This is a genomic window from Marinobacter daepoensis DSM 16072 (assembly GCF_000421165.1).
GTDB lineage: Bacteria > Pseudomonadota > Gammaproteobacteria > Pseudomonadales > Oleiphilaceae > Marinobacter > Marinobacter daepoensis.
In genome coordinates this window covers 863,122-877,860 of the sequence record NZ_ATWI01000009.1, presented here as the reverse complement: position 1 = coordinate 877,860, position 14,739 = coordinate 863,122, and the positions used below count along the sequence as shown (strand labels likewise).

The following is a 14,739-nucleotide window of genomic DNA, read 5'->3' as shown; positions in this document are numbered from 1 at the left end:
CCTGTGGCTGTTTTCCGTCACCTTAACATACAGACTCTGGGCGCTCTCGTTACAGGACGGAAAAGAATTGGTAAGGGGTTTACACTGGATAAAACACTGTATATAGTCGTTTCACTGTATAAAAAAACAGGATTAATCCCGGAGTCTGACTGATGAAACTGACCGCAAGACAATCCCAGGTACTGGATATCATCCGCCGTTACGTGGATGAAACCGGATACCCGCCTACCCGGGCTGAAATCGCCGCTGAACTGGGGTTTCGTTCAGCAAATGCGGCAGAAGAGCATTTGCGGGCATTGGCGAGAAAAGGGGCGATAGAAATGGTCCCGGGAGCCAGTCGTGGTATTCGTCTCCCCGAAGCAGAAGAGGACCTGGGGTTGCCTGTGATCGGCCAGGTCGCGGCAGGTAGCCCCATCCTGGCGCAGGAACATATCGAGGATCACTGCACTCTGAAGCCGGATTTCTTTTCACCCTCTGCGGATTACCTGCTCAGGGTTCGGGGCATGAGCATGAAAGATGTCGGAATTCTGGATGGCGACCTGCTGGCCGTGCACCGGACTCAGGATGTCCATAATGGCCAGGTGGTTGTGGCCAGGGTGGGAGAGGAGGTCACCGTCAAGCGGTTCCGTAAGGAAGGCTCCAGAGTATGGTTGATCGCAGAAAACGAAGAGTTTGCCCCGATTGAGGTGGACCTGACAGAGCAGGAATTGTTCATTGAAGGACTGGGTGTGGGTGTGATTCGTCGCTCGGACCTTCACTGAATTCAGCATCAATAAGCGCACAGCGCAGGCAGGTGAGTAATGGAACAGTTGAGCTTCACTCAGAACATGGCGTTTCAGCCGGGAATTGGTGTTTCGGCTCAAGCAGTCTCCTCAGGCGCGCGGATGGCGGCAACAAGAACGGCAAGGCATCGTTCGGAGCCAGGCTTTGGCGGCAATGTGACGGAAATTATTCTGCCGGAAGAGCAGGTGGAAAACTTTCAGTTGCTGTTGCCGATGCTCACACAGCTTAATCAGGAAAAACGCTGGCTGGCCTGGATTGATCCACCCCAGTCTCTGGTGGCCAAGTGGCAGAAAATGCATGGGATTGTGGCCAGCGAAATACTTGTCTTGCGCTCAACCGCTGAATTCCCGGCTCTGCAGTTAGCTGAGCGGGCGCTGGGAGCAGGTACCTGCCATGCGGTCGTGCTCTGGACTCATAAGCTGGGGCGCGCAGCACTGGAGTCGTTGCAGCAAGCGTCTGCGCAGGGCAACAGCCACGGTGTGGTGCTGCGCCAGAGATAAGTCTGCTCAGTGCAGGGTGTAGTGGGGCTGGCTGTCGGCGATGTCGCCTTCATCCTCTTCCCAGTCAATGTCATGGCTGATGTTGCCGGCAGCTTCAATGCCCGCCGCAATCATGGCTTTGGCGACGTTCATATCCCGGTCTTCCATCATCTCCCGGGCTTCTTCAGAGAATGAGATACGCACCAGTGGTGCGGCGTCGTCATCGATTCGTCGGAGTGCGTAGTCGCCGTCGGCGAGTTGTACAATTTCAAAAAACGAAGGTGACATTCATTCAACCTTTATAAACTATTCAGTGTGCATTGGTGTTGTGATTCAGCGTTGTGGGCTACCACTCGCTGTGTTGCTCATCGATTTCTCTGGCAAAACGCGTCATCGATACCAGTGTTTCATTCAGGGCTTGCAAGGATTTGTCCGGGCCCTGGTCGGCAGAAACCGCGATGATGTTTTCAGCGGTGACCGTTTTTCGCGTTTTGTTTGGCTCGGTTATAGCCAATTCCAGCTGTGCCAGATGCTGCCACCAACTCCCGGTGGTTTCAGACAGTTCCCGCAGTGTGTCCACTTCCGTAATCGGGTAGGGAAACAGTGCTTCCAGCGCTTCGATTGAACCCGGATTTTCCTGTTTGTTCTGGTGATGGCGGGCAATCATAACCAGCAGGCTCTGACGTGCCCTGAGCATCAGTTCCACTGCCCCCTGCGTGAGGGCTTCGGCCTCCGCTGCCGGAGTTTGTTGCATGGCTCCCGCCTTGTGCTCCGACGAGAGTCTGGCCAGCAACGTTTTGGCGAGAAACAATTTTTGGGAAACCAGGGAGTGCCATTGAGATGCCATGGGAAAACCTGCAGACAGAGCGTTGCCAGATCCGGTCGGTAAAACCCGGTGAGTATACCATTTGTAGCTGATCATTTCTCGTTCTGTCTGAGACGTCTGGCAGCGTTTCACAATAAAATACAAACAAGTGCTTGAAACGGGTGTTTGAAACTGGCAAAAAGAGCAGCAGATTGAGTGAGTATTAACCACTATACGATTCATGCTGGAGGTTAAGGATGCGAAACCGACTAATTGCTGCCATCGCTGTTGCTGTCATGGGAGCTTCCAGCCCGTTGCCGGCGAAAGTATCACCCGCAGAGGCGGCGCGCCTGGACAACGACTTGACGCCAGTTGGCGCAGAGCGTGCGGGGAATGCCGCAGGGACGATCCCGGCCTGGACCGGAGGTCTGGATACACCGCCAGCAAACTGGCGTGAAGGGTCCGTAGAGGTCGACCCGTTCCCTCAGGACAAGCCGCTTTATGTGGTCACTGCCGAGAATATTGAGCTGTATAGAGACAAGTTATCTGATGGCCACATCCGCATGCTGGAGCAGTATGGGCCTGAGTTTTTCATGCCGGTGTATCCAACACGCCGTACGGCGGCCTTTCCTGAACATGTGTATGAAAAGTTTCGGCAGAACGCCCTGACCGCGGAGTTACTGGATAATGGAAATGGTGTCAGAGACACCATCATGACAAGCCCCTTCCCGATCCCCCAGAACGGACTGGAAGCAATCTGGAACCATATCCTCCGTTATCGGGGAGAGGAAGTGTCCTTCCGGAGTGCTTCGGCAACACCGCAGAAGGATGGGGCCTTTAACCCGGTGGTTAACCACTACGATTATTTCTTTGCCTACAGTCAGATTGGTGCCGATCTTGCCGATATCGATAACAAGATCTTTTACCTGAAAACCGAGACGATCGCCCCGACGACCCTGGCAGGGACCATTACGCTGGTGCACGAGACGCTTGACCAGGTGCGCTCGCCTCGTCTGGCCTGGCGTTACGACGCGGGCTCGCGTCGGCTGCGCAGGTCGCCGAATCTCGCTTATGAAACCGATCTCCCGAACTCATCGTCACTGCGCTCGGTTGACCAGAAAGATATGTACAACGGGGCACCGAATCAGTACGACTGGGAGCTTAAAGGCAAGCAGGAACTGCTGGTGCCATACAATGCTTATAAACTTCATGATGCCAGTGTCCGGCCGGAAGACGTTATTCGTCCAAACCACATCAATCAGTCTCTGGCGCGCTATGAGCTGCATAGGGTCTGGGTTGTCGAGGCCAAGCGTCGTACCGGGATAGGGCACATATACGATCGCCGGGTGTTCTATATTGATGAGGATAGCTGGCAGATTCTCGCCTCCGAGGAATACAACGAGAAGGGAGAGCTCTGGAGGGTGTCGGAAGCACACAATATCAGTTATTACAGCGAGCCGGTCTTCTGGACAACCGTTGAAATGGCGTATGATCTGAAAGCTAATCGTTATTACATTGACGGTCTGGACAACGGCTACCCCGCCTATAACTTTGCACCGGGGTATCGTGGTAATGAGTTTACGGCTTCCGCGGCCCGTCGCGCAGCCCGCCGGTAAACTGCTTAATATAGCGCCATCGGGAGAGGTGGCGCTATCGTTCAGGCCAGAGTGAAAGCACCTTTCTGGAGATCGCTGATGGCCACCCCCGAGACCTTGCTTGCCAACCTGGAGCAGTTACAAGAACAGTTGCAAGAAGCGCTGGAGCAACAGGACTGGGAACAGTTGAGTCGTTTGAATGCCCAGGTCCGTCCGACTGTTGAACCGATCATGTCCGAGGTGGAACAGGGGCGGCTCAGTGCCACTCTGGTCCGGGAGCATCTTGAAGCTCTGAACCGCTTTGTTTCTGAAGCCAACTCGGCAGCGGCGAAAGCGCGCGATGAAGCCAGGGCATCCCTGCAGGGTGTCAGCCAGAATCGCAACGCTGCCAAAACCTACCAGGATGTTTCATCAAATCGTCAAAGATAGCGTCATAAAATTGACTCGGGCAGGTATACGGTCTTAAATACCGCACAAATCCATGAAGAGATTTCTGTGAATGTCCAAAAATAACAAAGTGCTGGTGCTGAGTGAGGATGAATCCAGACGCCGCGAACTGATCACCATCCTGGAGTTTGTCGGGGAAGAGCAGGTGGTCGCCGGCGACGAGGCTTTGGCGCTTTTGGTCAGTGAAAATGAAGAGATTAAAGAAAGTGTCTCGGTTGCCCTTGTGCACGGCAATGAGGCGTCTGTTGGCACGATTATAGAAGATGTATGCCGGTCACTGACGGGGGTTCCGGTGTTGATGGTGGGAGACCCTGATCTCCGTGCTCTGGCCGATGATGATGCGGCCAGAGTGATTGCCCGGATGGAATGGCCGCTTAATTACACCAAGTTTGTTGATTCCCTTTACCGGGCGCAGATCTATCGTGATCAGTTCAGCCGAAGCCGGCAGCGGGGTCAGCAACGCGGCGTCCAGCTATTCAGAAGTCTTGTAGGAACCAGTCGGAAGGTTCAGCAGGTGCGTCAGTTGATGGAGCAGGTGGCGGACAAAGACGTCAGCGTTCTGATCACGGGTGAGTCCGGGACCGGCAAAGAAGTGGTTGCCAGAAACCTGCATTACCATTCATCTCGCAGGGACAAGCCATTCGTACCGGTGAACTGTGGGGCGATTCCGGCTGAGTTGCTCGAAAGTGAGCTGTTTGGTCATGAGAAGGGAGCTTTTACCGGCGCAATAACGGCTCGGGTGGGGCGCTTCGAAATGGCAGAAGGCGGCACCCTGTTCCTGGATGAAATCGGCGATATGCCGCTGAACATGCAAGTTAAAATTCTCCGGGTATTACAGGAGCGTACCTTTGAGAAAGTGGGGAGCAACCGCACTCAGACCGCCGATGTTCGGGTGATTGCGGCAACGCACAAGAATCTTGAGGAGATGATTGAATCCGGAGATTTCCGGGAAGATCTCTATTACCGTCTGAACGTCTTTCCGATCGAGATGCCGGCGCTTCGTGAGCGAGTGGAAGACATCCCGCTGCTGATCAACGAACTGATTTCCCGGATGGAGAAGGAGAAGCGGGGTTCCTTGCGAATGAACTCGGCTGCCATCATGAGCCTTTGCCGCCATGACTGGCCGGGTAATGTCCGGGAACTGGCCAATCTGGTAGAGCGCCTGGCAATCATGCATCCGTATGGTGTGATCGGGGTTCAGGAACTGCCGAAGAAATTCCGTTATGTCGACGACTACGATGAGAATCGACCGGTGGAAGATTCCGGAATGCCATCGGCAATCCCCGGGCTGGTTGGACTTGATGCACCAGCCTTGTTGCCAGTGAATGGAATTGATCTGAAAGATTACCTTTCCAATCTGGAACGACAGTTGATCCAGCAGGCGCTGGATGAGGCCAGTGGGGTGGTTGCCCGGGCAGCTGAAAAACTGAGGATTCGGAGAACGACGCTGGTTGAAAAAGTCAGAAAATACGGCCTGAGGGAAGATTCTCAAGAGGCCTGATACGTTCCCGGCCCTGCGTGAAGAGAGGCGTCAAAGGTTTGTAACCTTCGGCGCCTTTCTCGTTTCTGGCCGCCGGTAAATCGTCACTCTGTATTTTAGGGGTTTCGTTACTGGCTGAATAATAAGGATAAAAAAATTTTGGCACATTGTTAGCTTTAACCTCTGAACGAAAGATTCGATGGCTCTGTGCAGAGCTGATCAGGGGGAATGGTTATGAGTCATGCTCGTGTCGTATTGGAGTCTCACCAGCAGCAGGATGGGAATGCGGCGGCGGATGCCAACGACAAGGTGACCGCTTTGTTTCCGCAGCAGGACGATGAAGCCGTGGATTCTGCGCTGGAACTGTTCAATCGTATGTCCCGGCAGATTACTGATTCCTACCGGACCCTGGAATCCAGGGTTAATCAGTTGTCCGGAGAGCTGTCTCACGAATCTCGCCAGCGTCAGCAGGAGCTCGAACAGAAAGAGCAGCTGGCAGATCGCCTTTCTACGCTTCTCAAAGCCCTTCCGGCCGGCGTTGTGGTGCTGGATCAGCACGGTACCGTGAGCCAGAGCAATCCGGCAGCCATCTCATTGCTCGGAGAGCCTCTGGAGGGGGAACGCTGGATTGACGTGATCCGCCGCTGCTTCGCGCCCCGTAATGACGACGGCCATGAAGTGTCTCTGAAAGATGGCCGTCGTGTCAGTATCGAAATCCGCACCATGGAAAATCAGCCGGGGCAGTTGATTCTGCTGACTGATCTGACAGAAACCCGCCAGCTCCAGTCCCAGTTGGCTCATGCCCAGCGATTGTCGGCGATGGGCAAAATGGTGGCCTCTCTGGCTCACCAGATACGCACACCGCTTTCTGCCGCCATTCTCTACGGTGGGCATCTGAGTCAGTCAGATCTTGATGAAGAGCTTCGTCAGCGGTGTGCCTCTCGCCTGATGTCTCGCCTTACCCATCTGGAGCAGCAGGTTCGTGACATGTTGATTTTTGCCCGGGGTGAGACTCGCCTTGCGGAGGAGCTCGACGCGAAGCGTCTGGTGGAAGCGCTGTCCTCCGCGGCTGACGGTCTTAAGCTGGCACCCGGGGTGTCCGTGACTCTGGACGACCGGGTTCGCGAGGCTTGCCGACTGATGTGCAACCGGGATGCCCTCGTGGGCGCCTGTATCAACCTGGTCAATAACAGTCTGGAGGCTGGCGCAACCGACATCCGGATTGAGATTGGTTCCGGCTCGGGGCATCTGGATATTCGTGTCTGTGATAATGGTCCGGGCTTTGACGCAGACCAGACGGCCCGTATTCTGGAAGCCTTCTATACCACAAAGTCGCACGGCACAGGCCTGGGGCTGGCGGTGGTTCAGGCGGTTGTTAAAGCCCATCAGGGCGAGTTTTCAATAGTGTCCCCCGGACAGGATGGTGCTGAGGCTGTTGTAAGGTTGCCCATCCTCCCGGTCCGGGTTTGATGAGCAGGTTGGAGGCATAGAACATGGCAAAGGCTCAGATTCTGATTGTGGAAGATGACCACGACCTGCGAGAGGCACTGGTCACAACGCTTGAGTTGGCCCGGTTTCAGGTTCGAGAGGCTGCGAGCGCCGAAGATGCTCTGGTGAGCCTGTCCCGGGCGCCGGTGGATATGGTGGTCAGCGACGTTAACATGCCTGGCATGTCTGGCCATGATTTGCTGGCTGAGGTTCAGCGGCTTTACCCGGGGTTGCCCATGATGCTGATCACGGCCTATGGACAGATCAGCCATGCCGTTTCTGCCATGCAGTCGGGTGCTATTGATTACCTGGTCAAGCCTTTCGAGCCTCAGGTGCTGGTTGATGCTGTCAGTCGTGTAGTCGGGGGAAGCCGGCAGAAATCCGGCGATGAGCCTGTTGCGGAAGACCCGGTCAGCAAGCGCATGTTTCAACTTGCGGCCAAGGTTGCCACCAGCGATTCCACGGTCATGATCTCCGGCGAAAGCGGGACCGGAAAGGAAGTTCTGGCTCGATATATCCACCAGCAATCTTCCCGGGAAGATCAGCCTTTTGTGGCCATAAACTGCGCCGCCATTCCGGAGAACATGCTGGAGGCTATGCTGTTCGGGCATGAAAAAGGTGCGTTTACCGGTGCTGTAGCGGCATCGCCTGGCAAGTTTGAACAGGCTAATGGCGGCACCATTCTGCTGGACGAGATCTCGGAAATGGATCTGGGTCTCCAGTCCAAACTGCTGCGGGTCCTGCAGGAGCGGGAGGTTGAGCGCGTGGGTGGGCGCAAGCCCATTCAGCTGGATGTCCGGGTGCTCGCTACCACGAACCGTGACCTGGCGGACTATGTGCGGGAAGGGAAATTCAGGGAAGACCTGTACTATCGCCTGACGGTCTTTCCCATGCGCTGGCAGCCGCTTCGGGAGCGGCCGTTGGACATTCTTCCGTTGGCCCGCTCGCTGCTTAAAAAACACTGTCGAAAAATGAAACTGACCGGCATTACGCTGGCAGAAGATGCCCGGAAAGCGTTGGTGGCTCACCCCTGGCCTGGCAATGTCCGGGAGTTGGACAATGCAATCCAGCGTGCGCTGGTGCTTCACCAGGGAAATGTGATCCACGCGGGAGATCTTTGCCTGGAGTTAGGGATTACGGGGGCGAGTGGGTTGGCGGCATTCGCCGAGCCTGAGGCCGCAGAGGTGTTGCCGGAGAAGCCGGCGTCCACCTTGACCGCGGGGGAGGTTGGTTCCGATGACCCTGCGGACGGTGACTCTGCTATCGGGTCCCTGGGCGACGACCTTCGTCAGCAGGAATTCCGCATTATTATCCAGACGCTCAGAAAAGAGCGTGGCCGGCGCAACCGGGCCGCGGAGCAGCTGGGCATCAGTCCGAGAACGCTGAGGTACAAACTTGCCCAGATGCGCGAGGCGGGCATTGATCTGGACGCAGAGCTGGCTCTGGTCTGAGATCGTCAGGTTTTATTGAGTGATACTCCTTCGGGCACCCTCTGGGTGCCTTTTTTATTGCAGACACCGTTCCAGCGTTGGGGGAGGGCATCCCTGATGCCTGCCGTCATCCATATCGGGTTTCCTGTCAAATGTTTGTCGCACCCTTCTTTCAGGGGCTTAGCTCTTTTTTTAATGGTTTGAAAAAAAAGAGTTTTTCGTTTGTGGCCTGTCGATTGCTTTGAGTTAATCAAGAGGTCAACGAAGAAGGCCCTGGCGGGCCGCCTGGAGAGAATTATGGTGCAACGTGCCGACATAAACAGCGTTCTGTCCGAGATCCGTAACCTGCGTACCCAGATGATGCAGAATCAGAGGGTTGAGCAGGATCAGTCTGTACGTGGACGTGTTGATGGTCTCAGGCAGGTTCAGGAACCCGGGGAGGTTCCCAGCTTCAGCGATATGCTGGGTAAGGCGGTCAACAACGTCAATGAGCTGCAGGGGCAGGCCAACGAACTCCGGACGTCTTACGAGGCTGGAGATCCCGGAGTGGATATTACCCGGGTCATGATCGCAGCCCAGAAATCCTCGGTGTCTTTTGAAGCTCTGACCCAGGTGCGAAACCGGGTTGTTCGGGCGTATGAAGACATCATGAACATGCCGATCTGATAACGGAGCATTAGCATGGCAAGCGTACCTGCGGAAACCGCCGCCTCTGACCTGCCGGCCACTCAGGAGGGCGACGCTCCGGAAAGCCGGAACACCTTTATCCTCGGGTTCAATCGCCTTAACCTGCTGCGGCAGGTCGGGCTTATGGTGGGGCTGGCGGCCAGTGTGGCGTTAGGTGTTGCGGTTGTGCTCTGGGCTCAGGAACCTAACTATCAGCCTGTGGTGGGCGACCTGTCGGCTTACAACCCTCAGGATGTAACCACGATTCTTGAGAGTAACGGCATTGATTACAAAATGGACCCTCGCTCGGGTGCGTTGCTGGTGCCATCCGAACAGGTCTACAGTGCCCGGCTGAAGCTGGCTGCGGAAGGTGTGACCGATCAGAAAACCCTGGGTTATGAGCTTTTGGATCAAGAGCGAGGCCTTGGTACTTCTCAGTTTATGGAAACGATCAGCTATCGCCGTGGTCTTGAGGGCGAGCTGGCTCGCACCATCGCGGCGATGCGGGGAGTCAGGAATGCGCGGGTGCATCTGGCTATTCCTGAGCGTTCCGTTTTTATTCGGGACGCCCGGGAGCCCACGGCCTCGGTGTTCCTGGAAGTCTTTGCTGGCCGCCGGCCTGAGCCGGAGCAAATCCGGGCCATCGTTAATCTGGTGGCGGGCAGTATCCCGATGATGAACCGGGACCAGGTCACGGTGGTGGACCAGAATGGCAATCTTCTGACCGGAGACGATGTAAAGGCCGAAACCGATCGGATGAAGGATCAGTACGAATACACCTCCCGAGTTGAGGAGCGGCTGACCCGGCGGGTGGCTTCCCTGATCGGGCCGATTGTCGGAGAAGGCCGGTATCGTGCGGAAGTGACGGCGGATCTCGACTTTTCGGCGGTAGAACGTGCGGAGGAGTTGTTCAACCCGGAACAACAGGCGGTCCGGAGCGAAAGGGAGTTGTCAGAACAGCGCCTTTCCGGAGCCCAGGGCGGTGTCCCCGGAGCCCTGTCTAACCAGCCTCCGGGCGAAGCGACGGTGCCCGAGCAGGTAAATGCCGCAGGCGCTGAAAACGCTGAAAGTGCCGCGCCTCCGGTCAATGTGCGCCGGGAATCTACCCGCAATTACGAGCTGGATCGCACGGTCAGTTACACTCGCCAGGAACTGGGGGCCGTTAAGCGGGTAACGGTTGCCCTGGCGGTGGACGACATGAAGGTGGTTGATCCGCAAACTGGCGAAGTGAGTTATCAGCCCTGGCCGGAGGCGGAGCTCCAGCGCTTGAGTATGCTGGTGCGGGATGCGGTTGGGTATTCGGCCGCCCGGGGAGACAGTGTCACGGTCATGAACACCGCGTTTGCGCCGGAGGAGGCCGTTGAGTTCGAGGCGCCTGGGTTCTGGGAACAGCCATGGTTCTGGGATCTCATGAAGCAGGTGCTGGCAGGGCTCGTCATCCTGATACTGGTTTTGGGTCTGTTACGGCCAACGCTGAAGAGCTTGTCTGGCGGCACTGGTCGTGAGCGCGCCGATGACGGCGGAGACAGCGATTATGGTGGCCTGAGTGATCTTGAGGGTGGCCAGGCGTTGCGGGATGCCATGTCATCTCAGGATGACCTGCTTTTGCCAGGCGCGACAGACAGCTATGATAGACAGTTGAATGCACTCAAAGGCCTGATAGCGGAAGATCCCGCCAGGGTTGCACAGGTGATGCGCCAGTGGGTGAACGTCGATGACTGAACAGAACAGCCAACTGTCCGGGGATAGCCCCCAAAAGCCTCAGCGCAAGATTCCCCGAGTGGAACAGGCGGCTATCCTGCTGATGTCGCTAGGTGAGGCCGATGCCGCGGAAGTGCTGAAGCACATGGGGCCGAAAGAGGTTCAGCGGGTTGGCGTTGCCATGGCGCAGATGAAGGACATCAGCAAAGATGATGTGACCTTTGTTCTGAGCCAGTTCGTGGAGGCGGTGGGCGGTCAGACTGGCCTGGGGGTTGGCAACGACGACTACATCCGGGCCATGCTGACCCAGGCATTAGGCGACGACAAAGCGGCAAGCCTGATTGACCGGATTCTGGTGGGCGGCAACACCACCGGCCTGGACACGCTTAAATGGATGGAGCCCCGCGCTGTGGGCGACATCATTCGCTACGAGCACCCGCAGATTCAGGCCATTGTTATTTCCTATCTGGACCCGGATCAGGCGGCAGAGATTCTGGCTACGCTGGACGAGAAAGTGCGCCTGGACGTCATGATGCGGGTGGCCTCGCTTGAAAGTATTCAGCCTCAGGCCCTGCAGGAGCTGAACGATATCCTGGAGAAACAGTTCTCTGGTGGCGCTGCGTCTCAGACAAGCCGGATCGGAGGCGTTAAACGGGCCGCTGATATCATGAACTTCATGGACCGGGGGATTGAAGGCACCCTGATGGACTCCATCAAGGATATGGACCCCGATCTTGCCTCGACCATTGAAGACCTCATGTTTGTCTTCGATAACCTCAAGGATATCGACGACCGGGGCATTCAGGCGTTGTTGCGGGAGGTCTCCTCGGAAGTCCTGGTGGTGGCACTCAAGGGTGCTGACGAAGCCGTCAAGGAGAAGATATTCAAGAACATGTCCAAGCGTGCGGCAGAGTTGCTTCAGGATGACCTGGAGGCGAAGGGGCCAGTTAAGGTCAGTGAAGTGGAAGCGGCTCAGAAAGACATTATTACCGTTGCTCGCCGCATGGCCGAAGCCGGCGAGATTTCGCTGGGTGGCAGCGGTGAAGAAATGATGTGATGAAAGACTCCGACCAGGATGCCAAGCGCATCCCCAAAAAACAGATGACAGCCTGGGAACGCTGGGAATTACCGTTACTGGATGACCGTGGTAATCCGGTGGTTGAGGAAGAAGAGGTCAAGCCTCTCACCGCAGCCGATCTGGAGGAGATACGGCTGGCGGCCCATGAGGATGGTTTCCAGGAAGGGCGTCAGGCCGGCTACACTGAAGGGGCTGAACTGGGCCGGGCGGCAGGGTACGAGGAAGGTTATTCAGCTGGTGAGGCAGAAGGCCGTCGTCATGGTGAGCAGCAGGCGGGAGAGCAGACCCGACAGGAAGTTGCCTCTCGTATGGAGCGCCTGGAGCATCTTATGGGGGAGTTGCTTTTGCCGATTGAGCGCCATGAAGAAGAGCTGGAATCGGTACTGGTTAACCTCACGACTGTGTTGGCGCGCGCTGTGGTGTTCCGGGAGCTAAGCGTAGACTCTTCCCAGATTCGTCAAGTGGTGCGGCGGGCCCTGTCCTCTTTGCCCTCGACAGCCGACAACCTTCGTGTCTGCATCCACCCCGACGATATCGAACCGGTGAGAGAAGTGGTCGAGCGCCTGGATATTCAGGCGGTGATCATTGAAGACGATGCCCTGATGCCTGGGGGCTGCAAGGTGGAGTCTCGTCACAGTCTGGTGGATTACACCGTGGAGAAACGTTTCCAGCGCGCCGTTCAGGGCATGCTGGAGGAGCAGTTGGTTGAGCCTGTCAGCTCAGAGCAGGACGAGCGGGCTCCGCGAATGGGCGAACTGACCGACTTTCACCGGGATGTGCTGAGTGACTCGGGGATGGCCTCGTTCCCGGAGGCTGGTAGCGACATCGACGATGATCAGGGCCATAGCGATGACCTCACGCCTGGCTGAGCGCCTGCGGCAACTGCAGAGTGCCATAGATGCTGAACCGGCACCGGAACTTTCAGGCCGGCTGACACGAATGGTTGGCCTTACCCTGGAGTGTGTCGGGTGTCCGATGGTGGTGGGCGACCGTTGCCTGATCCAGGGCGACAGCGCTTCGGGAGTAGAAGCCGAAGTGGTGGGCTTTGAGGAAGACAAGGTTTACCTGATGCCACTGACGGCTATTGAGGGGCTCAGGCCTGGTGCCCGTGTGGTTCCTCTGGCCTCAGCAAGCCGGGTGCCGGTTGGGCCGCAGATGCTGGGGCGAGTAGTCAACGGTGCCGGGGACCCGCTGGATGGCAAAGGCCCCTTGCAGGCGGAAGCGCGGGTACCGTTAACCGGCGACATCATCAACCCGCTTAATCGCGCTCCGGTTCGCCAATCCATGGATGTCGGCATACGTGCAATCAACGCACTGCTGACCGTAGGGCAGGGGCAGCGTCTGGGGTTGTTTGCCGGAAGCGGTGTGGGCAAGAGTATGTTGCTGGGGATGATGACCCGTTTCACAGATGCCGACATTACCGTGGTCGGGCTGATCGGTGAGCGGGGTCGTGAGGTTAAGGAATTCATTGAGGACATTCTTGGTGAAGACGGCCTGGCACGCTCCGTTGTGGTGGCCGCTCCCGCAGACGACTCGCCACTGATGCGGCTGCGGGCTGCCATGCTGACTACCCGTATTGCGGAGTACTATCGCGATCAGGGTAAGCGGGTGCTGCTGCTGATGGACTCGCTGACCCGTTACGCACAGGCCCAACGGGAAATTGCGCTGGCGGTGGGAGAGCCACCGGCCACCAAAGGTTACCCGCCTTCCGTTTTTGCCAAGCTTCCCCAACTGGTGGAGCGCACGGGAAACGGGCGCCCGGGGGGGGGTTCCATTACGGCGTTTTATACCGTTCTGACGGAAGGCGATGATCAGCAGGACCCGATTGCTGATGCGGCCCGTGCGATACTGGATGGCCACATCGTGTTATCCCGGCGGCTGGCGGAAGAAGGTCATTATCCGGCCATTGATGTGGAGGCGTCGATCAGCCGGGTTATGCCTCAGGTTACAGGCCCGGAACATTTCTCCCGAGCTCAGCGGTTCAAGCAGGTCTACTCCCGTTACCAGCAAGCCCGGGATCTGATCAGCGTTGGCGCGTATGTGAAGGGCTCGGACCCTGAAACAGACTTCGCCATTCAGCATATCGGCAATATGCGTCAGTTCCTGCAACAGGGCCTGAACGAAAGCGCTCCCCTGGAGGAGGCAATTGAGCAGTTGCTGGCGGTGGTGCCCGAACGTCGGTCGCCTGAGCGCCGAAAGACCGCTGTGCCAAATTCTGCCGGTAACCGGGACAACATCTGATGCTGCGCTCAAAACGTCTTGAGCCTGTGCTTACCCTGGAAGCGCGCAAAGAGCAGGAAGCGCTGGAGCGGCTGGGTGAGGCCCGTCAACAGGTGGATGCCCACCGGGACCAGGTGGATAACCTGGAGCGATATCAGCAAGAGTATCGGGACCAGATACGAGCGAATCAGCACGGCGTTGTGCCGGTTGCCAGGCTGCAGGCCTGGCAGGCGTTTATCGCCCAGCTTGATCAGGTTATCGCGCAGCAGCATCGTTTGTTGCAGCAGGCGCAACAGGTCTTTGATGCCCGGAGGCTCGACTGGCAGCAGGCCTGGGAGCGCCGACGGGGCATGGAAAAATACATTGAGTCCTGTCGGCAACAGGAACAGCGCGAACAGGATCTGAAAGATCAGAAGCTGGCCGATGAAGCCGCAGTCAGGTCTTTTTCCCGACGACAGCGATGATGTTTCCGGCTCGATTGCCGGCTCCCGCCGCCATGGATGCAAATTCCCGCAGTTTGTCTATCCTTAACCAGATGAACTTGTTCTAACGGGCAGGCGTGACGGA

Annotated in this window: 15 protein-coding genes; 13 read left to right on the top strand and 2 right to left on the bottom strand. The window is 56.9% G+C overall.

The genetic code is table 11. The features are described from left to right. The first annotated feature begins 149 nt into the window (after positions 1-149). Together lexA and K325_RS0109590 are read left to right on the top strand one after the other, a co-directional pair. Positions 150-761: a transcriptional repressor LexA gene (gene lexA, locus K325_RS0109595; protein ID WP_029654051.1), complete on the top strand. Its 612-nt coding sequence runs from the start codon at positions 150-152 to the stop codon at positions 759-761. Positions 762-800: 39 nt separating this feature from the next. Beyond that, entirely contained in the window at positions 801-1,283 is a 483-nt protein-coding gene (locus K325_RS0109590) for a cell division inhibitor SulA (protein WP_029654050.1), read from the top strand. A gap of 6 nt (positions 1,284-1,289) precedes the next feature. On the opposite strand, the gene K325_RS0109585 is transcribed toward K325_RS0109590, so the two are convergent. Both K325_RS0109585 and K325_RS0109580 read right to left on the bottom strand, forming a co-directional pair. Beyond that, positions 1,290-1,550, bottom strand: a complete 261-nt coding sequence (locus tag K325_RS0109585) for a hypothetical protein (RefSeq protein WP_029654049.1) — start codon at positions 1,548-1,550, stop codon at positions 1,290-1,292. 58 nt (positions 1,551-1,608) lie between these two features. Beyond that, entirely contained in the window at positions 1,609-2,109 is a 501-nt protein-coding gene (locus tag K325_RS0109580; protein ID WP_029654048.1) for a DUF6586 family protein, read from the bottom strand. A 215-nt stretch (positions 2,110-2,324) separates the two neighbouring features. On the opposite strand from K325_RS0109580, the gene K325_RS0109575 reads away from it, so the two are divergent. The 11 genes from K325_RS0109575 to fliJ all read left to right on the top strand — a co-directional run bounded on the left by K325_RS0109575 (position 2,325) and on the right by fliJ (position 14,636). Continuing rightward, on the top strand, positions 2,325-3,683 hold the full coding sequence (locus K325_RS0109575) for a DUF1329 domain-containing protein (protein ID WP_029654047.1): 1,359 nt from the start codon (positions 2,325-2,327) through the stop codon (positions 3,681-3,683). A gap of 78 nt (positions 3,684-3,761) precedes the next feature. Next, positions 3,762-4,091 carry a hypothetical protein gene (locus tag K325_RS0109570; protein ID WP_029654046.1) on the top strand — a complete coding sequence of 110 codons (330 nt, stop codon included), beginning with the start codon at positions 3,762-3,764 and terminating at the stop codon, positions 4,089-4,091. A 70-nt stretch (positions 4,092-4,161) separates the two neighbouring features. After that, positions 4,162-5,610 carry a sigma-54 dependent transcriptional regulator gene (locus K325_RS0109565; protein WP_029654045.1) on the top strand — a complete coding sequence of 483 codons (1,449 nt, stop codon included), beginning with the start codon at positions 4,162-4,164 and terminating at the stop codon, positions 5,608-5,610. 213 nt (positions 5,611-5,823) lie between these two features. Then, positions 5,824-7,059, top strand: coding sequence for a sensor histidine kinase (locus K325_RS0109560; protein ID WP_029654044.1), 1,236 nt, complete (start codon positions 5,824-5,826; stop codon positions 7,057-7,059). Positions 7,060-7,082: 23 nt separating this feature from the next. Beyond that, positions 7,083-8,528, top strand: a complete 1,446-nt coding sequence (locus K325_RS0109555) for a sigma-54-dependent transcriptional regulator (RefSeq protein ID WP_029654043.1) — start codon at positions 7,083-7,085, stop codon at positions 8,526-8,528. Between the two features lie 276 nt (positions 8,529-8,804). After that, positions 8,805-9,173 carry a flagellar hook-basal body complex protein FliE gene (gene fliE, locus K325_RS0109550; RefSeq protein ID WP_029654042.1) on the top strand — a complete coding sequence of 123 codons (369 nt, stop codon included), beginning with the start codon at positions 8,805-8,807 and terminating at the stop codon, positions 9,171-9,173. Positions 9,174-9,188: 15 nt separating this feature from the next. After that, positions 9,189-10,895, top strand: coding sequence for a flagellar basal-body MS-ring/collar protein FliF (gene fliF / locus K325_RS0109545; RefSeq protein WP_029654041.1), 1,707 nt, complete (start codon positions 9,189-9,191; stop codon positions 10,893-10,895). Then, complete coding sequence (gene fliG, locus K325_RS0109540) at positions 10,888-11,931, top strand: flagellar motor switch protein FliG (RefSeq protein WP_029654040.1); 1,044 nt, start codon at positions 10,888-10,890, stop codon at positions 11,929-11,931. Before fliF ends, fliG begins: the two co-directional genes overlap by 8 nt. Further along, the gene (locus K325_RS0109535) at positions 11,931-12,821 is read left to right on the top strand and encodes a flagellar assembly protein FliH (protein ID WP_029654039.1); all 891 of its coding nucleotides are present in this window, start codon (positions 11,931-11,933) and stop codon (positions 12,819-12,821) included. Before fliG ends, K325_RS0109535 begins: the two co-directional genes overlap by 1 nt. Beyond that, positions 12,802-14,193 carry a flagellar protein export ATPase FliI gene (gene fliI, locus K325_RS0109530; RefSeq protein ID WP_029654038.1) on the top strand — a complete coding sequence of 464 codons (1,392 nt, stop codon included), beginning with the start codon at positions 12,802-12,804 and terminating at the stop codon, positions 14,191-14,193. The genes K325_RS0109535 and fliI overlap by 20 nt, the downstream gene beginning before the upstream one ends. Next, positions 14,193-14,636, top strand: coding sequence for a flagellar export protein FliJ (gene fliJ / locus K325_RS0109525; RefSeq protein ID WP_029654037.1), 444 nt, complete (start codon positions 14,193-14,195; stop codon positions 14,634-14,636). Before fliI ends, fliJ begins: the two co-directional genes overlap by 1 nt. Positions 14,637-14,739: the final 103 nt, after the last annotated feature.